Below are 21816 nucleotides of genomic sequence, written 5' to 3'. Positions count from 1 at the left end.
CAAAAATACAACACCCAGATAGCGTCGGACTTGATTCAACGACGATTTCCGGCAAGGCTTGTCATATGAACATGCAGCCTCCCAGCCGGTTCGGGTCCGGCTCTGCCCAGATGCCGGTCGCGTTTGACCGGCGCGAGATGTCTCAAATCCTGTCAGTCTATGGCCGAATGGTCGCCGCCGGTGAGTGGCGCGACTATGGTATTTCCAATCTGAAGGATATGGCCGTATTTTCCATCTTTCGTCGGACGGCTGAACATCCCATCTATCGGGTCGAGAAACACCCGCGCCTGCGGATGCGGCAGGGGATGTATTCGGTCGTTGGCATGGATGGTCGTATTCTGAAACGCGGGCACGATCTGCGTTCGGTTCTGAGGGTTTTGGAACGTAAGCTGATCCGCGCCGTTGACCCGGACTAGAGCCTTTTGTGCGCGGTAACCGGCCCGTCGCCTTGGGCGGCGATCCGGGCTATCGCCTGATCCATTGGTTCAAGCGCAACGGCCATGTGATAGGCGTTGGCGTGAAGCAGCAGGTTCTCGGCCGCGACCCATGCAACATGACCTTTCCAGAACAACAGGTCCCCCCGTCGCGCCGACTCACCCGCAGGCACGACTTCTCCGACTTCGCGTTCCTGATCGCCGCTGTCTCCGGGGCAGGGAATGCCACATGCCAGCAGCGCGGCCTGTACCAGGCCCGAGCAATCCAGCCCGAACCGGCTGTTGCCGCCCCAAAGATAAGGTGTACCAAGAAACAGCTCGGCCGCCGCAACGGGATCGGTCAGCCGGGAATAGGCGGGCACGGCGTGAACCCGAGGAATGAATCCGCTCGCCGTTTCCAAAAACCCGTCTTGTTCTGACAGCGCCCTGATTTTGCTGCCGAAGCTCAGCGAAAGCTGATCAGGGCTTTTTATATCCGGCTTTTCATAGGCATGGGTCGAGGCCGCGACAATCCAATGGGTCTGGGGTTCGATCGACCCTAAGTGTTCTGTCGATATCCATCCTGAATATCCATCCTTGCTGGATGTGACGCTGCTGTACCCGTCCTGTTCATCCGCAATCGTTACGACGTCACCAAACAGCAATTGCCGGTCACGCGGGCCGTCGGGGCGGCGCAACAGGTTGGTGACCGGATGGATGACTCGTGCTTGCGTCATAGGCCCAGCATCTCTGGTAGAGCAGTCAATAGGGCGCGCGGGCCTTGACCCAGACCACCCTTGCTGCGGCCGGGCTCTTTGCTGCGTTGCCAGGAATAAATATCAAAATGCAGATAGCGGCTTTGGGCGGCAAACCGGCGCAGGAACAGCGCGGCAGTGATTGACCCCGCGAAGCCCCCCGCTGGCGCGTTGTCCAGATCTGCAATCCCAGGCTCGATCATGGCCTCATAGGGTTCATGGAAGGGCAGGCGCCAAACCGGATCGGCGGCTGTTTGGCCTGCGCGCGCCAATGTTTCGGCAGCCCGGTCGTCATCAGTGTAAAACGGCGCCAAATCGGGGCCTAACGCAACACGTGCCGCGCCCGTGAGTGTAGCCATCGAGATCAGCAGGTCCGGAGCGTCCTCTTGTGCCAGCGTCAACGCATCGGCCAAGACCAGACGCCCCTCGGCATCGGTGTTGTTGATCTCGACAGCCATTCCATTTCGTGCCGTCAGGATATCACCGGGTCGGAAAGCGTTGCCTGCGACCGAATTCTCAACCGCCGGGATTAAGACGCGCAGCTGAACGTTCAATTCCAGCGCCATGATCATGCGGGCCAGACCCAACACGTTTGCCGCCCCGCCCATATCCTTTTTCATCAATCCCATCGACGCACCGGGCTTGAGGTTCAAGCCGCCGGTGTCGAAACAGACCCCTTTCCCGACCAAAGTCAGCTTTGGTCCGCGGTTGCCCCAATTCATCTCGATCAGACGCGGCGGCTGTTCTGCCGCGCGCCCGACCGCATGGATCATTGGAAAATTCTGGTCCAGCAGCGCATCACCTGTAGTGACCGAGAAGCTGGCATCGAATTCCTGTGCCAGTGTTTCTGCCACCTGTTGCAATTGCGCTGGACCCATGTCTGAAGCAGGCGTGTTGACGAGATCTCGGGTCAACGCCTCGGCATTGGCCATGATCTCGGTCCGCTTCGCATCGATACCTTCCGGGGCAATCAGTGCGGCTGTGGCGGCGCTTTGCGCGGCGTAGCGGTCGAAAACGTACCCGGTCATCAGCCAGCCAAAACACTCGGCCTCAAGTACGTCGTCGGGAACGCCAGTTGCGATGTGATAGGTGCCCTTGGGCAACGCCTCCGCCGCCGCAGCCAGTGGAAACCGCTTGCGTGCCCGTTTCGCCGCGCTGCCATATCCCGCCAGCGCGAATTCTGGCGTGCCTTTTGGACCTGGGACCAGAAGAGTTTGACCCAGCGCTCCGGAAAAACCATCTGCTGCGACCCACGCGCGCACGCGATCTGACTGATCCGCAAGCCAGCCCTCCAGATCAGATTGCGCCACTACATGCAGCGGCAGCGAAGGTTCTGAGTCAGGTGCAAAGGACAGTGTCATGCGTGTCTCGGATGATTTAGGTTTGGCACAGACTAGCCGTCTGCAGCCTGCCTGCAACCCCCCGTCAAACCGACAAGTCCTGCTGATCCCAGATCGCAGTTAGAGATCGCTCGCCCACGCGGATCAGGCGGCCCAATGTCGCCCCAGTGGCGACCGCATCGCCGGCATCCACCGTGTTGGCAACGTCACCTGCCACGCGGGCCAGAGCAGTCATGCCGATCTGTTCGGATATCGCGACCAGCGATCTGGCGCATTTGCGCAATCCAACCCAATCCCGCTGCCGCCAGAACCGTTCGCAATTCGACAGCCGCAGCGCCAACTCTTCAACCGTACGGCACATTACATCCATCGCATTGGCATCACCTAGCTGATGATACAGGCTGCTCAGGCGGTCCGGGTCCAGACGCACGGATTCCTTCTGTTCAAGTGTGATAATCTTATCCACCACATTCACCCCAATTGATATGCCCCCACGGCATGGGATTACTCTGCCCGAATTTCTCTTTGCAATTGGTTGCCGGGCAGAGGGATAATGTCTCGAATTTTGTGAGAATTCAGGTTACAGAACGGATCAAACAAGCGAACGGGACGACAGAATGAAATTTGCCAAACCTTTACCGAACTATCTGGTGAAACGGTATCACGGTTGGAAGGCAACCACCTATTCCGAAAATCAGGTCTGGTATCGGCGGTTGGCGACCGAGGGCCAGCGCCCCCGTGCAATGGTGATTTCCTGTTGCGACAGTCGGGTGCATGTAACTTCGATCTTCGGGGCCGATCAGGGCGAGTTCTTTATTCACCGCAACATTGCTAATTTGGTGCCGCCCTACGCCCCGGATGGTGACCATCACGGCACCAGCGCAGCCATTGAATACGCCGTAACTGCGTTGAAAGTCGCGCATCTTATCGTTCTGGGCCATTCCCAATGCGGCGGCGTGCAAGGTTGTATTGATATGTGCAAAGGTCATGCGCCGCAGCTGGAAGCCAAAGAAAGCTTTGTGGGCCGCTGGATGGACATCCTTAAGCCAAAGTTCGAGTTGGTTGCCGATGTTGAAGACGGCGTCGAACAAGCGCGTCAGTTCGAGCGGCAGGCGGTGGTGGCCTCGCTGGAAAACCTGATGACCTTCCCCTTTGTGTCCTCAGCGGTCGAAGATGGTGCGCTCAGCCTGCATGGATTGTGGACTGATATTGGTGAAGGTGGATTGGAGTGTTTTGATCCGCAAGAGAAGAAATTCGTCGCAGTTTGAAGGTCAAATGCCGATTGAGGCGTGAATAAGATCGGATTAGCGCTCTGATTTCACGCCATAATTTGATATGATCCTCTTGTTTAACAGGATTCGGATCATACCCATGCGATTGATTAAACGTATTCTCGTCACCCTGCTTATCCTCATTTTGGTGCTTGTCGGGGTGTCTTATTTGTTGCCGGGCAAGGCAGAAGTTTCGCGCAGCATTACGATTGATGCTCCGGCCGCGGCAATCTTTCCTTACGTGAATTCCATGCAAGAGACCGAGAAGTGGTCCCCTTGGCTGTCCCGCGATCCGGAAACCAAGTTAAGCTACAGCGGCCCGGATGCAGGTGTTGGCAATACTCTGAGCTGGAGCTCGGACAATCCGCAGGTCGGTACCGGTTCGCAGGAGATCATCGAAAGCACACAGGATCAATCGGTGCAAACTGCACTGGACTTTGGCCCGATGGGGACGGCAACGGCTTCATTCCAGCTGCAGCCCGAAGGGTCAGGGACGCAAGTCACCTGGGGCTTCGTCTCTGAACTGGGCATGAACCCCATGTCCCGTTGGATGGGTCTGATGATGGATAACTGGGTCGGCGGAGACTATGAGCGTGGATTGGAGAATTTGAAGGGGCTGGTTGAGGGGCAGAGCTGATTAGTCCAGCACCATACCCTCGGGCCAGTTGAGTGTTGTTTCCAGCGATATGGTTTCGGACTGGCCTGGCACAATTTGCAGATCCCATGCAAGAATCCCGCGCTTGTCGTCGACGTTTTCTTCAGAGGGCCGGGGTTTTGCTGTCCAGCTGATCTCAAGATCGTCCTGTTCGGAATAGGGTACAAGATCCACGATCCTTAACGGCCATGCGCGGTTGGTGAGGTTTTCGGCAGTGATCCGCGCTTGTTCGACCTCCTGATTGGAGATCGAAATCAATCCGGTGTCACCGCTGCTGCGGCTGAGTATCCGGCGTTTTACGGTCAGCCCGTGCAGCGGACCAAAGCCCATTTCGACCTTTTCCGACGGGCCGATTTCAAGTGATTCTTCGGTTGCAACCAAGACACCGTCCACCTTCCATCGTGCCAGAGGGGCCGACAACAGATTTTGTTGGTAGGGATTGGTGAAGCGTGCTGTGCGATAGGCGGTATTGTCCCGCAACGGGGTCGCCAGAGCGTAGATTTCAGCGGATTGCACTTCGCTGTCCAGTTCGAACTCTGCGATTTCGTAGCCGCTGGCGACCGAAATCGTCTCTGGCAGGGTATAGGTGATACCGGTGCCTTGAACTGACGCCGTATTCGGAATCCAGCGGCCGCTTTCTTCGACAACTACAGGTGCTTCGACGACCGGTTCAGCAAGGCTCGCGATACCGGCCCTGGCCTTGGGCCTCTCCCGGAAAGATCTGCGGCGCGGATAAAGCGATGAGGCGCTGTTCTGGCCGACCGGTTGCAGCGTCGAAACATGCAACGTGATCTCTTTCCAATTTTCGCCCGTGTTCTGATTGACCCGGATTTTTCGGTTGATCGTGACCTCAGGAGTGTCTCCAGTCGTCAGATCGAATTCATAGCCGGGCACCCAGTTTGCCGAATAAAAGTCAAGATAAGACACTGAAATAGCGCCTACAGTGTCATTCCCAACGACAATATCCACTGCAACAAACAAGCGTTCATCGGTTTCTGGCACCAAAGCGGCGAGGTCGGCCTTCGCCGCTTCAAGCTCAAGGTGCAGTTCAATCAGTTCCTTGCGGATGCTCCGCGCTTCGATCTCGGCAGTCTGAACGGTTTCTTCGGCGGAAAGGCTTTCGTAGCCGATCATACGCGCGATCTCGCGCAGCCCAGCGGCGCCTGATCCCGTTAAACCCTCGTTTCCGCCAAGATTGGTCAAAAACGCGATCTTATGGCGCGCGGCTTCGGCCTTCAACAAGGCTGTTTCTGCACGGTCATGAACGGCCACGATAAGAGTTTCGATGTCTTCGACGCGCTGTTCGGCGGCTTTCACCTCACCGCTGACATAATCATGCCAGGGCACATCATCGCTCCGGACGATCAACGCGGTTTGCGTTAGCCCTGCAGCATCAATCTGCATGGTCGAAAGCTGTGTATCAAAATCTGCGTTTGGGATTCCCAACAGAACCAGACGATGCTGACCCGCCGGGATGTCAAATGCTCCGGTTCTGATAATCTCGGCCCCTTCCGGATAAACAGTGACTTCGCTCACTTTGGTTTCGATGGTAAAGGTTTCGGATTGAGCAAGTGTTGGGGCAATGGCTAGCAGGAAAAGAAACTGTCTCATGAAATCTCACATGGAATAGGGCGTAAGCTTCCCGCAAAAGTTGCAGGCTATTCCGGCGATGACAAGCCTCAAATACAATTCGGGCCGCTTCTTTCGAAGCGGCCCGATCGCGTCAATTTATTAAAAAACCTCAACCCTTCTTCAGAACCTCACGGCCCAGCAGTTCTGCGATTTGTACGGCGTTCAAGGCCGCGCCTTTGCGCAGGTTGTCGGACACACACCACAGGTTCAGGCCGTTCTCAATGGTCGAGTCCTGACGGATACGGCTGATGAACGTTGCAAAGTCGCCTGCGCACTCGATGGGCGAGACGTAGCCGCCCGCTTCGCGCTTGTCGATCACCATGATACCTGGTGCCTCACGCAGGATGTCGCGGGCTTCGTCTTCGTCCAGGAATTCCTCGAACTCGATATTTACGGCCTCGGAATGGCCAACGAACACGGGAACGCGGACGCAGGTTGCGGTGACCTTGATCGACGGATCGACGATCTTTTTGGTTTCGACAACCATCTTCCATTCTTCCTTGGTCGAACCGTCTTCCATGAAGACATCGATCTGGGGAATGACGTTGAAAGCGATCTGCTTCTGGAATTTCTTCGGCTCAACCTCGGTCGTGGGGTTGTAGATGGCTTTGGTTTGATCCCAAAGCTCATCCATGCCTTCCTTACCTGCACCTGAAACCGATTGATAGGTCGATACAACCACACGCTTGATCTTGGCACGGTCATGCAGTGGCTTCAGCGCGACCACCATCTGCGCGGTCGAGCAATTGGGGTTGGCGATGATGTTTTTGTTTTTGTAGTCGTGGATCGCTTGCGGGTTACATTCCGGCACGATCAGCGGGATGTCCGGGTCATAGCGATAGAGCGACGAGTTATCGATCACCACGCAGCCAACCGCTGCCGCCTTGGGGGCGTAAACCTTGGTGGCCTCGGATCCCACAGCAAACAGTGCCATGTCCCAGCCGGTGAAATCGAAGGTGTCCAAGTCTTTGGTCGTGAGGGTCTTGTCGCCAAAAGTCACCTCGGTCCCCAAAGAACGACGGCTTGCCAGTGCAGCAAGTTCATCGACAGGGAACTGGCGCTCAGCCAGGATGTTCAGCATTTCGCGGCCCACGTTACCCGTGGCGCCGACGACGACGACGCGATAGCCCATTTCATGTCTCCAAAGTTAAGGACGCGCGTTCATAGCTGCGTTGCGGCGAAGAAAAAAGGGCTATTGAGGTATATTTTACCCGCTCAAACCGATTTGTCGTGATTGCTGGTGATTAGGACTCGTCCAGAAGGCGGCGATACACCTTAACGATCGCCTTTGCTTCGCCTTCGATTCGAAAATTCTGTTCCACATGCGCGCGCGCAGTTTGCCCCGCAGCGGCCAATGCTGCGCGGTCCTTCAACATGTCTTCTAGCGCTTGTGCCAAGGCTTGAGCGTTGTCTTTTTCAACCAAACGCCCTGTCTTACCATCCTTGATCTGCGCGCTGAACGCGCCAACTCCGTGGCACGCTATTGCCGGAACGCCCGAGGCCATTGCTTCAAGCGGCGTGAGACCAAAGCCTTCGTGTCGCGCCGGAGCGACGAATAGGTCCAGCGCGCGGTAGGTCTCGACGATCTCATCCCAGGGGCGCTCACCCAGAAAATGAACACGGTCGTCCAACCCAGCATCTTTCAGCTTTTGTACCTGCTCGGCCTGAAACGCTTCGAATTCGTTCGTGGCGCGCCCGGTGAAGATCACGTGCGCATCTGGATGTTTGGGCAAAACCTGCAAAGCGGCATCAACCAGCAGGTCGACCCCTTTCTGAGGGCGGATGCGGCCAAAGCAGCCGATGAGCAGCCCATCCGGCAAGTCGAGCTTTTGGCGCAGGGCGTGCTGGTCCTCGGTTGGATGGAACAGCTCGGTATTGACGCCATGCATGATGACGGTCGCGGGGTGTTCCAGAAATGAAGCCGCCTGAGGCGTGGTGGCGATCAGCGCGTCCATTTTACGGATCAGACCCTTGGTGAACCCCGAGTGATCCCGCTGTGCAGCTGAGGTGAACAGCAGTTTATACTTGCGCCGAAATAGGTTGCGCAGGATCAGGCCCATCAGCATCTCAGTGTTTCGGCGCGCATGCCAAACCCGTTTGCGATTGGGCAGAAACAGCAGTTTCCAGAGCCTGATATGGGGTAAATCCGCTGGCAAACCGGGGCCTGTAGCGCGAATGGTGATCATCTTCTCCTGGATCGGCAGCAGTCGGACGATCGTGGTTGTCACGCCCGACAAGGAATGCTTCAGATTGGGCGCGATCACCTCAATGTCCTGCACGAGCGGTCTCCGGCTTCAGTCTACGCTGTCCCGACTGAATAGATAGATCACGCATCCAATGGCAAGAGTGGCGGCGAAAAAGCTGAAGATCGCGATATATGGCGCTGAGGGATCAATCCCCGTGCTGGCTGCATGGATACGCCCGGTTGCAAATTGCGCCAGCCCAACGCCCCCGATGCCGAAGAGGTTCAGCAACGTGACTCCGCGCCCGACCAGATGAGGGGGCACAAAGGCCCGCCCATGGGCCATGATCACTGGAAAGCTCGCGCCCAGAAAGCCAATCACAGCGAGCAGTAGAATGGATATCCAAATGCCTTGATCAATCCATAAGCACAGCAGCACCAAAGCGATCGACCCTAGGCTATTGCCGCCGAATATCACCCATTTGCGCGTCTTCAGAATGCGATCCATCGGCCCGTACGCAAAGGTGCCGGCAATCATCGCAGCCCCCATGATCAGAGTTGCCTGGCCAATCTGCGTCGTATTCAGTGCAAAAACATCGCGTAGGTAGGGACCGGCCCAAAGCCCGCGCAGCGCGGCAGAGGGCGCGTAAGCCACCAACATCAGCGGAAGGATCGCCCAAAGAGCGGGTTCTTTCAGCAGGTCCAGCACGGATCCTTTGTGCTCGGACTCGACACGATTGGGATCATGAACTGTAATCCAAATGCCTAAAGCCACCGCGCCCGATATGATCGCCAGCCCAGCCAGCGTTGCACGCCAGCCCATCAATTCAACCGCCAGCGCTGTGGGGTATGAGGCGACCAGATTGCCGACAGACCCCACACCCAGCATTACGGCGGCAAGGGTTGCAAATTTGGCCGGCGGAAACTCACGCGCGAAGATGTAGTAAGACGCCATCAGAACGGGTGAGCATCCCACGCCGATCAGGGCCATGGCCAACGCGACATGGAGTGGAGTAGTGGCGACCGCGAACAGACCCGCGCCACCCGCGCCGCCGATCAACAGCAATAGCGCCGAACTTCGCCTTGGGCCAACACGATCCAGTGCCCAACCCACGGGTATTTGCATTGCCGCAAAGACTAGAAACCAAAGGCCCGAAGCAAAGGCGAGGTCTTCGGGCGTGGCCCCGATATCCCGGCCCAAATCGCTGGTGAGCACGGCTAAGAACGCACGAAAGAACTGGCTGAGGACATAAGCCAGACATAATACAACCAATCCTGCCTGCATCTAGCGCCCTCTCTGCCTGAATGCCCTGCAGCGATGCTTCGCACGTCAACCAGACCTGCACAAGCGCGGCTCGCTTCAGTAGGGGCAGACATCTGTCAACTTTGGGCTATCTTCAGATCAGTTTTAGGATTTTCAGAGAGAGCCATGACCTCTTCAGATTCAGTATTCTATGATTCCGTACCCATTTCCGACAGTTTCCTGAGCCTCAGCGATCCAGCGCAGTTCATACCTTTGCCAGATACCTGGGTCATGGGTGTGGCGGATATCGTGGACTCGACCGGCGAGATCGCGCGCGGTCGGTACAAGACCGTCAACATGGTTGGGGCCGCGGTGATTTCAGGAATGATCAATGCGCTGAGCGGTCGTGACTTCCCCTATGTTTTTGGCGGGGACGGTGCCGGGTTTGCAGTGCCTAGCGAAGATACTGAAACCGCACGGGAAACATTGGCGGCATTGCAAAGCTGGGCAGAGGCTGAGTTCAATATTGCGCTACGCGCGGCGCTGGTTTCGGTGGCCGACATTCGCGCCGCCGGTCGCGATCTGCGCGTGGCCCGCTATGCACCGTCCACTGGGGTTGATTATGCGATGTTCACGGGTGGTGGACTGGCTTGGGCCGAAGCGCAGATGAAATCCGGTCTATCGGCCGTTAAACCCGCTGGCCCCGACGCGCAGCCAGATCTGACCGGCCTGTCATGTCGCTGGTCCAACAGCCCGGCGCGGCTTGGTCAGATCGTGTCGCTGGTCATACAACCAACAACAGAGTCTACTGAGGCAGATTTTGCCGCTCTGACCCAATCCGTTCTGTCCTTGGCCGAAGGGTTAGAGCGTGCTGGCCACCCGGTGCCACCTAAAGGACCACCGATGAGCTGGCCACCGCCAGGCGTTGACATTGACGCCCATGTCTCGCGCGCTGGGCGCAACTTGCTGTTGCAGAAAGTCCGTCTGACAATTGGCAACATGCTGATCGGTTTGCTGTTCAAAACCGGCCTGCGCCTGGGTCAATTCGAACCCAATCATTACAAAGAAATGGTCAGCCGCAATGCGGATTTTCGCAAGTTCGATGACGGGCTGAAGATGACCCTGGATTGTGACCCAGAGACGCTGAGGCAGCTCGCCCAAATGCTGGACGACGCGCAGGCAGAGGGAAAAATCCGATACGGACTGCATGCCCAGCAAGAGGCGATGATGACATGCTTTGTGCCCTCGGCCATGCGCGATGACCATGTGCATTTCGTTGACGGGGCGTCGGGCGGGTATGCTCAGGCCGCGGCATCGATGCGGAGTTAAAGCCTCCGCGCAATCTCGGTGATGACGTCATAGGCCATCATGACGTCCTTTTCAGTGGTTTCGAATTGACCGGCCTGAAAGCGGATGACCAGATCACCGTCCACACGGGTCTGGGTCAGATATATCCGCCCGTCATCATTGATTGTATTCACCAAGCGTAGGTTCAGATCGTCCAGATTCGTGTCGCCTTCAGGCTCATACCGGAAAGTCCACAGCGACCACATCGGGGGCGTCACGATCCGAAAATCCGGCTCGGACGCCAGCCGATCATGCAGTTCGACCGACCAGTTGACGTGATTGCGCAGCCGTTGCCTCAGCCCTTCCAGCCCATAGGCCCGGATGACAAACCACAGCTTCAGCGCGCGGAATCGGCGGCCCAACGGCACCGACCATTCCGAATAGTTGATGATCCCGTCTTTGCCATGTGTCTTCAGATATTCCGGGCTGATAGCCAGCGTACGGACCAGATCATCGGGATTTCTCAGGAAATGCGCGCAGCAATCGAACTGAACGCCGAGCCACTTGTGGGGATTGAACACGATGCTGTCAGCCTGATCGATCCCTGGCCAATAGTGACGGTATTCCGGGCAGATCATCGCTGACCCGGCCCAAGCGGCATCGACATGGGAATACAGGCCATATTTCTGTGTGATCTCAAGGCAGCGATCCACCGGATCAGTTGCACCGGTTCCCGTTCCGCCAACACAAAGGATCACGCCCGTTGGTTGAAAACCAGAGTATAAATCGGCTTGAATAGCCGCCTCCAGCGCTTCTGGATCCATCCCACGCCAGTCGCCTTGCGCCGGGATGCGCACCAAATTGTCTTGTCCGATTCCGGCAACCCAGATTGCACGGTCGATCGAGGTATGAACCTCGGAAGAACAATAAATGCGCAGGGGTTTTTGGCCGAACAGACCTTGGGTGTTCCCCTGCCAATTCATCGCTTTTTCGCGCATGGTCAGCACAGCCGCCAGCGTTGCAGATGAGGCCGAATCCTGAATGACCCCCGCAAATCCACTGGGCAGGTCCAGTGCCTCGCGCAGCCAGTCCATCATCCGGGTTTCCATCTCGGTCGCGGCGGGTGAGGTCTGCCATAGCATGCATTGCGGCGCGATCGCACTGGCGAGGAACTCTGCCAGCACCGACGGGGCCGAAGCGTTCGAGTTAAAGTAGGCGAAGAACCGAGGGTGCTGCCAATGGGTGATGCCGGGCATTACGATGTCTTCGAAATCGCGAAAGATATCTTCGATTGGCTCGGCCCGTTCAGGCGGGTGCGCAGGCAAAGCGTTCAGGATATCGCCCGGCTCGGTCCTGGCACGGACAGGTTTGTCGCCAACCGTCAGGTGATAGTCCTGCGTCCACTCGGCGACCTTCTTGCCCCAATCGGAGAATTCATTCCAATTCATCTTGTGCCCCCCAAAGACCTTCACGTAGGACGCATATAATAAACAAGTTAAGTAAAGTCCAGAAAGCGATACGCGTCCTGAACCAACGCTCTATTGCGAAATTACTGGAATTGCGCGAAAATTCCTTATGACCAGAAACTTACCACGGACGTCCCGATCCTTACCGATTGCGCTGCTGCGTGCGCGGGAAAAGGTGATGGGGCCAATTCGGGGTGTGTTGACCGATGCTGGCGTTACCGAGCAACAATGGCGCGTTCTGCGGGTTTTGCAGGAGGAGGGGCCGCAAGAACCAACTCAGATCGCTGAGCGCGCTTGTCTTTTGTTGCCCAGCCTGACCCGCATTCTAAAAAAGCTCGAAGACAACAATCTGATAATGAGGCGGCCGGATACCAAAGATCGCCGCCGCCAGATTGTCGAAATCAGCGAAAACGGATTACAAATTATCGATGCCAATCTGGCAGAGATGTTGGAACTGGCAGAACACACCCGCGCATTGCTTGGGGCAGAGCGGCACGAGATGCTGTTGGACCTGCTGGTTGAACTTCACGAGTTGGAAGCATAGACGCAGCAAGCATAGTCTCTAACCAAGCGAAAAATTGCACTGTGGACCCAATTCCATGCCCCAAGTAAACAGCTTTTGGCACGTATTTGGTAAAACCCGTTGCCCGTCGTTGTTTCGCGTCGTAGCCTCATGGTGATACTGAGCAAACGGTATAGTCGAATGGAAGGACAAAACTCGCAAGACCCGGCATCCCCTGCACATTTCGTAAAGCAGGATCTAAGCGAGCGAGTGGGCGCGCGTGTGCGACGGGCGCGACAAATGCGCGGAATACCGCGCCGGGTCCTGTCTGAAACCTCGGGTGTCTCTCCACGCTATTTGGCTCAGCTCGAAGCGGGTGAGGGAAATATTTCCATCGGAGTTTTGTACCGCGTCGCGCAGGCCCTGGACTACAAAGCGGAATGGCTGATCGGCGAGGATGATCCGTGGGATTCGGATGTTTTGCAGATCATAGAGCTGTTCCGGCAAGCCAGCGATGACGTCAAAGAAAGTGTCAGGCGCGCCTTGCATCCTCATCCGGAAGAAGACGCACGCGCGCGTCGGGTTTGCCTGATCGGATTGCGCGGGGCGGGCAAATCGACCCTTGGCGCTATGCTGGGGGCGGCGCAAAACGTTCCGTTTGTTGAGTTGACCGCGACGATCGAAGAGATGGCAGGCATGCCAATGTCTGAGGTGGTGGCATTCTACGGTCAGGAAGGATACCGCAATCTGGAAGCTCAGGCGCTTGATCGGGTGATTACAGATCATGATTGGGTTGTTCTTGCCGTTGCAGGTGGGATCGTTTCCGAGCCGTCGACCTATTCCAAGCTGCTTAGCCGATTTCATACCGTCTGGCTCAGGGCTTCGCCGACAGAGCATATGGATCGTGTGCGTGCCCAGGGGGACGAACGCCCGATGGCCGGAAATCCCAAGGCGATGGAGCAGCTCAAGAGCATGTTGGCCAGTCGTGAGGCCTTGTATGGGCGGGCAGATGCACAGCTGGATACTTCTGGTCGCAGCCCCGAGGTTTCGCTAGGCGAATTGCGGCACCTCATCAGCGAGCACGGGTTCCTGATCAACGCCTAGACGCTATTTGGGAGTCTTGAGCCAATCGTCATCAAATCTGACGTCATCGAGATCCGCAAACCGACAGACTCTTTCAAGTTCTGACTGCAGCCGCCGGGTTCTTGCATCTGACCAGCGCACCGTCCGTTCTGGCCATACAGCGCGAACATGCAACAGGCCACAATCACGCTGTGCCTTCATGTCGATACGACCGATCAATCGATTTCCTTCTAGCAAGGGAAAAACATAGTAGCCGTAGATGCGTTTGGGTTCAGGGACGAACACTTCGATGCGGTAGTGAAACCCGAACAACCGCTGAGCCCGGTTTCTATCACGCAACATCGGATCAAAAGGGCTAAGGACCCTGATCCGGCCCGGCGCTTCGGGTAGCGTTGCGGCATGTTCACTTGTGCCTGGGTGGGCGAATACCTTTCGCTCTTTCCCATCAGCACATTCGATGAAAACTTCCTGGATTTCACCTTGTGTTAGAGCCTGTTCGCACCAAGATTTGGCTTCGGCCGCGCTGACCGTATCCCAGAACACTGCAATCTCCCCGGATGTAGCAAAACCCAACCGGTCAAGCGCAGCGTTACACAGCCAATCCGTGGTTTCATCGGCATCGCAGGGTAAATTGCCAGGACAAAGATTGTTGTCGATCACGCGTTCGGTCAGATCGTATCGCTTTTGAAACCCGTCACGGCCTACCACGGTTAGCGCGCCGGATCGCCAAAGATATTCCAGCGCTGTCTTGGATGGGTGCCAATCCCACCAGCCACCCGAACCCTTCTTTTCGTCCTTCCCCACATCGGACGACCCGACCGGCCCATGATCGCGGATATGCTGCAGGACGGTTTCGAATTTCTGTTCAAACCCATCGCGACGCCAGTTTTTCCAGCGCGCTTTCAACATATCGGCATCGCGCAGAAATCGCAGATGCCAGTGGCGATAAAAGTCCATCGGGATCACGGCCGCATCGTGAGTCCAATGCTCGAACAATGCCCGGTCGCGTTCATAAAGCCGTTTTAGGTGGCGCGCACGATAGCTGGGCCTGCGTGTATACAGGATCATATCGTGCGCACGGGCGACTGTGTTAATGCTGTCGAGTTGCACAAACCCCAGCCGATGGATCAGCTGCAACAGGTCATCACCCTTGGACCCGCCTGAGGGCTGCTCCAACAGCGCATGGCGGTCCATAAACAGGGCACGCGCAGCCCGATTGTCCAGACGTTGCAGCGCCATATGGCTTAACGCCGTTTCAGCGTGTCGCCAAAGCTGATCTTGGGAGTCAGAGTGACGCGGGTTTCCACTTCGGAATCCGGATCGGCCAGTTTTGCCGCGATGATTTCTGCCGCAGTACGTCCGATCTCGGTCCGGCACGCATCCATGGTGGCCAGCTTGCGTGGTAGACCCTGCAGGAGTTCGACATTGTTGAACCCGGCCAGCCCAATCTGACCAGGGACATCAATCCCCTGATCCAGCAGATACAACAACCCACCGGCACCGATCATATCGTTGGAATAATAGAGGAAATCCAATTCAGGCGAGCGCTCGAGCATCGCCTGAGTCATCTCACGACCCTTCGCCAATGCGGAACCGCCCGAGTAGAACTCGCGGTCCTCGATCTCAATCCCGTGCTTGCCCAGCACTTCGGTGAAGCCTTCAAATCGCTTCCTGGCGCGGTGATCCAGCGGCATCTTGGTACCCATAAAGCCGATATGCTCATAGCCAGCCTTTAGAATGGCTTGCGCCATCTCTCGTCCTGCGCGCCTGTGAGATATCCCCACCATTGCGTCCACTGGCTTGCCGTCAGTGTCCATGATCTCAACCACGGGAATGCCGGCAGAATCTAGCATGGCGCGTGCCGCTTCGGTATGTTCCAGCCCGGCAATGATCACGCCCGAAGGCCGCCACGAGAGCATCTCGTACAGCACTTTTTCTTCTTTTTCGGGCAGGTAATCGGTGACACCGACTACCGGCTGCAGCTCAGTGTCTTCCAGCACTTGATTAACGCCGGTCAGCACCTCAGGGAAGACCATATTCGACAGCGACGGGATGATCACCGCCACCAGATTTACGCGGCTCGACGCCAATGCTCCCGCGATCTTGTTGGGCACGTATCCCAGCTCTTTTGCGGCGGCCAGAACGCGGGTACGGGTAGCATCCGAGACATCCCCGCGATTGCGCAGCACCCGGCTGACGGTCATCTCGGACACTCCGGACGCTTCCGAGACATCACGAAGGGTAAGCGGGCGTTTTGTTTCTGTTGTCACCGGGGTACCTGCATTGTTTGTTTGCCCCGATGGTAGCGTGAACAGGGCAAACTGTTCAACTGTTACGCAAAACTCATGACAACCCGAAAAAAGCCCGCTACAGAAAGCGATGCGCGGCCCCGTGGCTCAACTGGATAGAGCAGCCCCCTCCTAAGGGGCAGGTTGCAGGTTCGAATCCTGCCGGGGTCGCCAGAGACTTTCGAGCCATCCTGATTACAGGCCTTAGCGGCTGAAGTTCGATCTATCGGGAAATGTCGGGGATTTATCCCGTCACTTCTTGCCGGGTGTGCCATCGAACTTCTTTTCAATGTCGCTCCAGCAATCGATGTAGTCATCCTGTAGGGGTGATTCTTTGGCGGCAAAGGCGGTCAGATGTTGCGGAAAGCGGGTTTCGAACATGAAGGACATGGTGTTGTCCAGCTTGTCGGGCCCCAGGTTTGAATTCGAAGCCTTCTCAAATGCGTCGCGGTCCGGGCCATGAGGCAGCATCATGTTGTGCAAGCTCATACCGCCGGGAACAAAGCCCTGCGGTTTCGCATCATACTGGCCGTAGATGTTGCCCATCAGCTCGGACATGATGTTCTTGTGGTACCATGGCGGGCGGAACGTATCTTCCATAACCATCCAGCGTTCGCGGAACAGGACAAAGTCGATATTGGCAGTTCCCGGTTGGCCCGACGGGGCGGTCAGCACGGTGAAGATTGATGGATCCGGATGATCGAACAGGATCGCACCGACTGGGCAATAGGTGCGCAGGTCATATTTCACGGGTGCATAGTTGCCGTGCCAGGCCACTACGTCCAGCGGGCTGTGACCGATCTTGGTCTGGTGGAACTGTCCGCACCATTTGATGGTTACGGTCGAAGTCACTTCACGATCTTCAAACGCCGCGACTGGCGCTTTGAAATCGCGCGGGTTGGCCATGCAGTTGGCGCCAATCGGACCGCGACCGGGCAGTTCAAATTTCTGGCCGTAATTTTCGCACACGAACCCACGCGCCGGACCCTCCAAAACCTCGACCCGGTACACAAGGCCGCGGGGAATGATGGCGATTTCCTTGGGTTCAAGGTCGATGATTCCCAACTCGGTATAGAATCGCAAAATGCCTTCTTGCGGCACAACCAACAGCTCGGAATCGGCCGAGAAGAAATAGTCATCCTCCATCGACGTGTTTACCAAGTAGATATGACTGGCCATACCAATTTGAGTATTCACGTCTCCGGCTGTCGTCATGGTATGCATACCGGTGACCCAAGTCAGCCGTTCTTCAGTGTGGGGTACCGGGTTCCAGCGGTATTGCCCCAAGCTGACCACATCGGGGTCGACATTGGGTGCTGATTTCCAATGCGGTACATCTATTTTTTCGTAACGGTGTGAATGCTTTACCGAAGGGCGAATGCGATAGCACCAGGTGCGCTCATTCTGGTGCGCGGGCGCAGTAAAGGCTGTGCCCGAAAGCTGCTCACCGTAGAGGCCATAGTTACATTTCTGCGGGCTGTTCATACCTTGCGGTAGGGCGTCGGGCAGCGCTTCGGTCTCATAATCATTGCCGAAACCAGGCATATATCCAGCATGCGGACCCTTCAGGGTAGGGGCTATCGTCATACGTTCGGGTTTTGATATTTCTTTCATTTTGCGCGTTCCTTCCGAGCAAATGCGATCGAAGTTGAGCGCTTTGGTAATAGTTGACTTTGTAACTAACAAGCGTGAGGGGTGATGATCTGGAAAAACATGAGTGAATTTTGCAAGAATTAGAGGCGGCAAGACATGGCGCTCTGTTTGGTCCAGAAAACAGAGGTTTGGAATGGTCGCAATTGGCAGCGATCATTGCGGGCGAAGACCATATTTACACGAAGGATATCTGTGGTCGAAACTTGTAGTAGTTAGACCATGCGCGTTCAACTCTTACCAGGCGTTCGAAATCTTCGAAAAGTTACGAACAATCGCTGCAGAGATACTAAAATTCTGGGGATGATTGGTGCCCAGGAGAGGACTCGAACCTCCACGTCCATACGGACACTAGCACCTGAAGCTAGCGCGTCTACCAATTCCGCCACCTGGGCAGGTGTCGTGGAGGGGCGTTTAAGCTGACTGGCGGAAGGCGTCAACCGGATTCGAGGTGATTTTGAAAGTTTTTTGACGCAACACCCAAGATCGGTTTCAAACGCTGGATTTTCAGAGCCGCGCGGCGTTATTGCGCCTTGTTCAACGGACGCTTGAGCGCTAGACCAACTCAGAACCAGATAGCAGGAGCGCCATCATGTCGAAACTGGTCACGATTTACGGTGGATCAGGCTTTGTTGGCCGATATATCGCACGGCGTATGGCAGCCGAGGGTTGGCGCGTCCGCGTGGCCGTGCGCCGCCCAAATGAGGCGATGTTTGTCAGACCTTATGGTGCGGTTGGACAGGTCGAGCCGATCTTGTGCAACATTCGCGACGATGCCTCGGTCGCTGCTGCGATGCATGGTGCCGACGCAGTAGTGAATTGCGTGGGTGTGCTGAACGAACTGGGCAAGAACGCGTTTGACGCGGTGCAGGCCGATGGTGCTGAACGGATTGCCCGGCTGGCGGCCGCGCAGGGTGTTGAGCGCATGGTGCACATCTCGGCCATTGGTGCTGATGCGGACTCTGACAGCGAATATGCGCGCACCAAAGCGCAGGGCGAGGCAGGAGTGCTGCAACACATGCCGGGTACGATCGTCCTGCGTCCTTCGGTCATATTCGGAACCGAAGACCAGTTTTTCAACCGCTTTGCGGGGATGACTCGGATGAGTCCGTTCCTGCCGCTTGTCGGGGCGGATACGAAGTTTCAGCCCGTATACGTGGATGATGTCGCGCAGGCTGCCGTTCAGGGCGTTCTGGGCGATGCACCCGCAGGTGTTTACGAGCTTGGCGGGCCAGAGGTGAAATCCTTCCGTGCGCTGATGCAGCAGATGCTGGACGTAATCCACCGTCGCAGGATCATCATCGGCATGCCTTTCTGGGCGGCGAAGATCATGGCGGGCGTGTTAGATATCGCCAAATTTCTCAGTTTCCAGCTGTTCCCCAACCACATTCTGACCCGCGACCAGCTTAAGAACCTGCGGCGTGACAACGTGGTTGCAGAAGACGCAAAGGGATTTGTGGATCTCGGGATCGAACCGACGACTCTGGAATCGATATTGCCAGAGTATCTCTGGAAGTTCCGGCCCTCCGGTCAGTATGACGAGATTCAGGATTCGGCCAAAAACCTGAAGATCTGATCAACTGTAGGCGATCACCAGCAAAATCGCGCCAAGGATCACCCGATAGATTACGTAGGGTGTGAAGCTGACGCTGCGCAATAGCCGCATCATTAGGCTGAGGGCCAGTAGCGCAGCGACAAAGGCAAACGCTGCGGCGATTGCACCGTCCTTGGCCAATTGCGCGTTGGAGTCTCGGATCACGTCAACCGACAACAGTGTGCCGGAAGCTATGATCGTTGGAATGGACATCAGCATCGCAATTCGGGCCCCATCTTCTCGGGTATAGCCCAATTGGCGCGCGCCGGTGATCGTGATCCCCGAGCGTGAAGTGCCTGGGATTAGGGCCAAGACCTGCCATAGCCCCATGATCAAGGCGTCCTTGAAGCCCCAGTCGTTGGCCTCTTTGGTCTGCGCGCCGTTCTGATCCATCCAATAAAGCAACAGGCCAAATCCAAGCATCGTCCAGCCGATGACTGCGACCGAACGCAGTGATTGCTCAAGCCCTGACAGGTACAAAATCGCGCCCGCAATGACCGTGGGAATTGTTGCGATGACCAATCCCAGTGCCAATCGGGCCTGAGGGGTATCAGTTTGCCCGCGCAAGACCTCTGGCAATCCGGCCAGCGCTTGTTTCACATCGGACCAGAAGTACAAAATAACCGCGCCAAGCGTGCCCACGTGTACTGCAACATCAATTGCCAAGCCTTGATCGGTTGCGCCGGTAAGGCTGGGTAATAGGATCAGGTGTCCAGAGGATGAGACAGGCAGGAATTCGGTGACGCCCTGAATCATCGCCACGAGAATCAAGTGAAAAAGGCTCATCTGCTCTGCCAACGCTTTGGTCGTTTTGGTGATTACAATGGGTATTTGCGTGCCGCTGTAAAGGGAAGTGTGCATATAGGTCCGAAACGGAACTAAAATAGACGAAAAAACTGCAGAAAAAACACTCCTTCCCGTGATTTTCCAAAATTAGGTCAGTACGATTGACTTTTCATCCTCAGTGACTTCACTTAAAGAGACCCGACCAAGCCAATTCATGGAGTCTGACCCGTGGCCAAGCAACCGATGCTGAAATTTGTGCAGATCGATCGCGTCATGCCTGAAAAGCGTGCCGCAAATGACCGCAAAGAGGACTTTGATGAAATCTACGCCGAATACGCCGCGGAAAAAGCGGCCGAGCAGGCGAGTCGTTGCAGCCAGTGCGGTGTGCCTTATTGTCAGTCGCATTGCCCTCTGCACAACAATATCCCGGATTGGCTGCACCTGACCGCCACCGGACGTCTGGAAGAGGCTTATGCGACAAGCCAGGCAACCAATACGTTTCCTGAGATATGTGGCCGTATTTGCCCGCAGGACCGGTTGTGCGAAGGCAATTGCGTCATCGAGCAATCGGGCCATGGGACGGTCACGATTGGTACGATCGAAAAATACATCACCGATACCGCATGGGACAAAGGTTGGGTCAAACCCGTTCAGCCCGGTGCTGAACGCGGCGAAAGCGTAGGGATCATTGGTGGTGGTCCGGGCGGCTTGGCTGCGGCAGATATGTTGCGGCAGGCTGGTATTCAGGTCACGGTCTATGATCGCTATGACCGCGCCGGCGGATTGCTGATGTACGGTATCCCGGGTTTCAAGCTGGAAAAAGACATCGTTCAGCGCCGCAATGACCTGCTGGCAGATGGTGGTGTCGAATTCGTTCTGAATTGTGATGTAGACGCCGCCAAGTTCGAGGAAATCCGTGCAAAACATGATGCGGTGATCATCGCCACGGGCGTTTACAAATCGCGCGACTTATCCATGCCTGGCAGCGGTCTGGCGGGTATTGAAAAGGCGATCGATTTCCTGACCGCCTCAAACCGCAAGAGCTTTGGTGATGCAGTCGAAGATTTTGACAACGGCCGCCTGAATGCAGAAGGCAAAAAGGTTGTTGTGATCGGCGGTGGCGATACTGCAATGGATTGCGTACGTACATCGATCCGTCAGGGTGCAACCTCGGTCAAATGTCTTTACCGTCGCGACCGCGCCAACATGCCGGGATCGCAGCGCGAAACCCAGAACGCCGAAGAAGAAGGCGTGGTGTTCGAGTGGCTCAGCGCGCCCAAAGGCTTTACCGGAGATGACAAGATCTCGGGCGTGATGGTTCAGAAAATGCGTTTGGGTCAACCCGATGCGTCGGGCCGTCAGGCCCCCGAAGTGATCGAAGGCGCCGACTATGTGGAAGACGCCGATCTGGTGATCAAGGCGTTGGGATTCGAGCCCGAAGACCTGCCCACCCTATTCGGCCAACCCGACCTGCCGGTGACCCGCTGGGGGACCGTCAAGGCGGCTTTCCAGACCGGTGAGACCGAGATGGAGGGTGTCTACGCCATTGGTGACATCGTGCGTGGTGCATCACTGGTCGTTTGGGCGATCCGCGACGGCCGTGACTGCGCCGACGCAATCATCGACCGCTTTAACAGCAAAGCTGTGGTTGCAGCCGAGTAACTCAATG

20 protein-coding genes and 2 tRNA genes are annotated in these 21816 nt (G+C 56.4%); 9 read left to right on the top strand and 13 right to left on the bottom strand.

Features of this window, described 5'->3' with window-relative positions:
- Positions 1-65 precede the first annotated feature (65 nt).
- Complete coding sequence (locus ACR0NN_RS17580; RefSeq protein WP_170722830.1) at positions 66-416, top strand: DUF2794 domain-containing protein; 351 nt, start codon at positions 66-68, stop codon at positions 414-416.
- Here ACR0NN_RS17580 and ACR0NN_RS17575 read toward each other — a convergent pair.
- The 3 genes from ACR0NN_RS17575 to ACR0NN_RS17565 form a co-directional block, all read right to left on the bottom strand.
- Complete coding sequence (locus ACR0NN_RS17575) at positions 413-1150, bottom strand: C40 family peptidase (protein ID WP_170722833.1); 738 nt, start codon at positions 1148-1150, stop codon at positions 413-415. The genes ACR0NN_RS17580 and ACR0NN_RS17575 overlap by 4 nt on opposite strands.
- Positions 1147-2529: a M17 family metallopeptidase gene (locus ACR0NN_RS17570; protein ID WP_170722836.1), complete on the bottom strand. Its 1383-nt coding sequence runs from the start codon at positions 2527-2529 to the stop codon at positions 1147-1149. Before ACR0NN_RS17570 ends, ACR0NN_RS17575 begins: the two co-directional genes overlap by 4 nt.
- A 64-nt stretch (positions 2530-2593) precedes the next feature.
- A complete protein-coding gene (locus ACR0NN_RS17565; protein WP_170722838.1) occupies positions 2594-2983 on the bottom strand; it encodes a hypothetical protein in 390 nt (129 codons plus the stop codon).
- Between the two features lie 142 nt (positions 2984-3125).
- On the opposite strand from ACR0NN_RS17565, the gene ACR0NN_RS17560 reads away from it, so the two are divergent.
- Together ACR0NN_RS17560 and ACR0NN_RS17555 are read left to right on the top strand one after the other, a co-directional pair.
- Entirely contained in the window at positions 3126-3776 is a 651-nt protein-coding gene (locus ACR0NN_RS17560) for a carbonic anhydrase (protein ID WP_170722841.1), read from the top strand.
- Positions 3777-3879: 103 nt separating this feature from the next.
- Positions 3880-4416: an SRPBCC family protein gene (locus tag ACR0NN_RS17555; RefSeq protein WP_170722844.1), complete on the top strand. Its 537-nt coding sequence runs from the start codon at positions 3880-3882 to the stop codon at positions 4414-4416.
- Here the strand turns inward: ACR0NN_RS17555 and ACR0NN_RS17550 are convergent, their stop codons facing one another.
- The 4 genes from ACR0NN_RS17550 to ACR0NN_RS17535 form a co-directional block, all read right to left on the bottom strand.
- Positions 4417-6045 carry a DUF4139 domain-containing protein gene (locus tag ACR0NN_RS17550; protein ID WP_170722846.1) on the bottom strand — a complete coding sequence of 543 codons (1629 nt, stop codon included), beginning with the start codon at positions 6043-6045 and terminating at the stop codon, positions 4417-4419.
- 130 nt (positions 6046-6175) lie between these two features.
- On the bottom strand, positions 6176-7198 hold the full coding sequence (locus ACR0NN_RS17545; RefSeq protein WP_480685220.1) for an aspartate-semialdehyde dehydrogenase: 1023 nt from the start codon (positions 7196-7198) through the stop codon (positions 6176-6178).
- 112 nt (positions 7199-7310) lie between these two features.
- A complete protein-coding gene (locus tag ACR0NN_RS17540) occupies positions 7311-8345 on the bottom strand; it encodes a glycosyltransferase family 4 protein (protein WP_170722856.1) in 1035 nt (344 codons plus the stop codon).
- Between the two features lie 15 nt (positions 8346-8360).
- The gene (locus ACR0NN_RS17535; RefSeq protein ID WP_170722859.1) at positions 8361-9533 is read right to left on the bottom strand and encodes an MFS transporter; all 1173 of its coding nucleotides are present in this window, start codon (positions 9531-9533) and stop codon (positions 8361-8363) included.
- A gap of 144 nt (positions 9534-9677) precedes the next feature.
- On the opposite strand from ACR0NN_RS17535, the gene ACR0NN_RS17530 reads away from it, so the two are divergent.
- Complete coding sequence (locus ACR0NN_RS17530; protein WP_170722861.1) at positions 9678-10820, top strand: DUF3095 domain-containing protein; 1143 nt, start codon at positions 9678-9680, stop codon at positions 10818-10820.
- Here ACR0NN_RS17530 and ACR0NN_RS17525 read toward each other — a convergent pair.
- Positions 10817-12226 (bottom strand): pyridoxal-dependent decarboxylase, encoded by a 1410-nt coding sequence (locus tag ACR0NN_RS17525; protein ID WP_170722863.1) that lies wholly within the window; start codon positions 12224-12226, stop codon positions 10817-10819. The two genes, ACR0NN_RS17530 and ACR0NN_RS17525, sit on opposite strands and share 4 nt — an antisense overlap.
- A 127-nt stretch (positions 12227-12353) precedes the next feature.
- On the opposite strand from ACR0NN_RS17525, the gene hpaR reads away from it, so the two are divergent.
- Both hpaR and ACR0NN_RS17515 read left to right on the top strand, forming a co-directional pair.
- Positions 12354-12788 (top strand): homoprotocatechuate degradation operon regulator HpaR, encoded by a 435-nt coding sequence (gene hpaR, locus ACR0NN_RS17520; protein WP_170684866.1) that lies wholly within the window; start codon positions 12354-12356, stop codon positions 12786-12788.
- A gap of 159 nt (positions 12789-12947) precedes the next feature.
- The gene (locus ACR0NN_RS17515) at positions 12948-13850 is read left to right on the top strand and encodes a helix-turn-helix transcriptional regulator (protein ID WP_170722866.1); all 903 of its coding nucleotides are present in this window, start codon (positions 12948-12950) and stop codon (positions 13848-13850) included.
- 3 nt (positions 13851-13853) lie between these two features.
- Here ACR0NN_RS17515 and ACR0NN_RS17510 read toward each other — a convergent pair whose 3' ends face one another.
- Complete coding sequence (locus ACR0NN_RS17510; protein WP_170722868.1) at positions 13854-15068, bottom strand: DNA glycosylase AlkZ-like family protein; 1215 nt, start codon at positions 15066-15068, stop codon at positions 13854-13856.
- Between the two features lie 5 nt (positions 15069-15073).
- Positions 15074-16099 (bottom strand): LacI family DNA-binding transcriptional regulator, encoded by a 1026-nt coding sequence (locus ACR0NN_RS17505; RefSeq protein ID WP_170722870.1) that lies wholly within the window; start codon positions 16097-16099, stop codon positions 15074-15076.
- A gap of 115 nt (positions 16100-16214) precedes the next feature.
- On the opposite strand from ACR0NN_RS17505, the gene ACR0NN_RS17500 reads away from it, so the two are divergent.
- Positions 16215-16291, top strand: a tRNA-Arg gene (locus ACR0NN_RS17500).
- Between the two features lie 78 nt (positions 16292-16369).
- Here ACR0NN_RS17500 and hmgA read toward each other — a convergent pair.
- Together hmgA and ACR0NN_RS17490 are read right to left on the bottom strand one after the other, a co-directional pair.
- Positions 16370-17731 carry a homogentisate 1,2-dioxygenase gene (gene hmgA, locus ACR0NN_RS17495; protein WP_170722873.1) on the bottom strand — a complete coding sequence of 454 codons (1362 nt, stop codon included), beginning with the start codon at positions 17729-17731 and terminating at the stop codon, positions 16370-16372.
- Positions 17732-18075: 344 nt separating this feature from the next.
- A tRNA-Leu gene (locus tag ACR0NN_RS17490) sits at positions 18076-18162 on the bottom strand.
- A gap of 197 nt (positions 18163-18359) precedes the next feature.
- Between ACR0NN_RS17490 and ACR0NN_RS17485 the strand changes: the two genes are divergently transcribed.
- A complete protein-coding gene (locus tag ACR0NN_RS17485) occupies positions 18360-19343 on the top strand; it encodes a complex I NDUFA9 subunit family protein (protein WP_170722875.1) in 984 nt (327 codons plus the stop codon).
- Here the strand turns inward: ACR0NN_RS17485 and ACR0NN_RS17480 are convergent, their stop codons facing one another.
- Positions 19344-20147 (bottom strand): undecaprenyl-diphosphate phosphatase, encoded by an 804-nt coding sequence (locus ACR0NN_RS17480; protein ID WP_480685216.1) that lies wholly within the window; start codon positions 20145-20147, stop codon positions 19344-19346. It lies immediately after the preceding gene.
- 228 nt (positions 20148-20375) lie between these two features.
- Between ACR0NN_RS17480 and ACR0NN_RS17475 the strand changes: the two genes are divergently transcribed.
- Positions 20376-21809, top strand: a complete 1434-nt coding sequence (locus tag ACR0NN_RS17475; protein ID WP_170722877.1) for an NAD(P)-dependent oxidoreductase — start codon at positions 20376-20378, stop codon at positions 21807-21809.
- Positions 21810-21816: the final 7 nt, after the last annotated feature.

It is taken from the genome of Ruegeria sp. BA2 (assembly GCF_056539605.1).
The sequence above is the reverse complement of the archived record's forward strand: the minus strand, read 5'-3'. Positions and strand labels throughout refer to the sequence as shown.

Coding starts and splice junctions, on each gene's coding strand:
- ACR0NN_RS17580 (WP_170722830.1), top strand. CDS start 66: ATGAACATGCAGCCTCCCAGCCGGTTCGGGTCCGGCTCTGCCCAGATG.
- ACR0NN_RS17575 (WP_170722833.1), bottom strand. CDS start 1,150: ATGACGCAAGCACGAGTCATCCATCCGGTCACCAACCTGTTGCGCCGC.
- ACR0NN_RS17570 (WP_170722836.1), bottom strand. CDS start 2,529: ATGACACTGTCCTTTGCACCTGACTCAGAACCTTCGCTGCCGCTGCAT.
- ACR0NN_RS17560 (WP_170722841.1), top strand. CDS start 3,126: ATGAAATTTGCCAAACCTTTACCGAACTATCTGGTGAAACGGTATCAC.
- ACR0NN_RS17555 (WP_170722844.1), top strand. CDS start 3,880: ATGCGATTGATTAAACGTATTCTCGTCACCCTGCTTATCCTCATTTTG.
- ACR0NN_RS17550 (WP_170722846.1), bottom strand. CDS start 6,045: ATGAGACAGTTTCTTTTCCTGCTAGCCATTGCCCCAACACTTGCTCAA.
- ACR0NN_RS17545 (WP_480685220.1), bottom strand. CDS start 7,198: ATGGGCTATCGCGTCGTCGTCGTCGGCGCCACGGGTAACGTGGGCCGC.
- ACR0NN_RS17535 (WP_170722859.1), bottom strand. CDS start 9,533: ATGCAGGCAGGATTGGTTGTATTATGTCTGGCTTATGTCCTCAGCCAG.
- ACR0NN_RS17530 (WP_170722861.1), top strand. CDS start 9,678: ATGACCTCTTCAGATTCAGTATTCTATGATTCCGTACCCATTTCCGAC.
- ACR0NN_RS17525 (WP_170722863.1), bottom strand. CDS start 12,226: ATGAATTGGAATGAATTCTCCGATTGGGGCAAGAAGGTCGCCGAGTGG.
- hpaR (WP_170684866.1), top strand. CDS start 12,354: ATGACCAGAAACTTACCACGGACGTCCCGATCCTTACCGATTGCGCTG.
- ACR0NN_RS17515 (WP_170722866.1), top strand. CDS start 12,948: ATGGAAGGACAAAACTCGCAAGACCCGGCATCCCCTGCACATTTCGTA.
- ACR0NN_RS17510 (WP_170722868.1), bottom strand. CDS start 15,068: ATGGCGCTGCAACGTCTGGACAATCGGGCTGCGCGTGCCCTGTTTATG.
- hmgA (WP_170722873.1), bottom strand. CDS start 17,731: ATGAAAGAAATATCAAAACCCGAACGTATGACGATAGCCCCTACCCTG.
- ACR0NN_RS17485 (WP_170722875.1), top strand. CDS start 18,360: ATGTCGAAACTGGTCACGATTTACGGTGGATCAGGCTTTGTTGGCCGA.
- ACR0NN_RS17480 (WP_480685216.1), bottom strand. CDS start 20,147: ATGAGCCTTTTTCACTTGATTCTCGTGGCGATGATTCAGGGCGTCACC.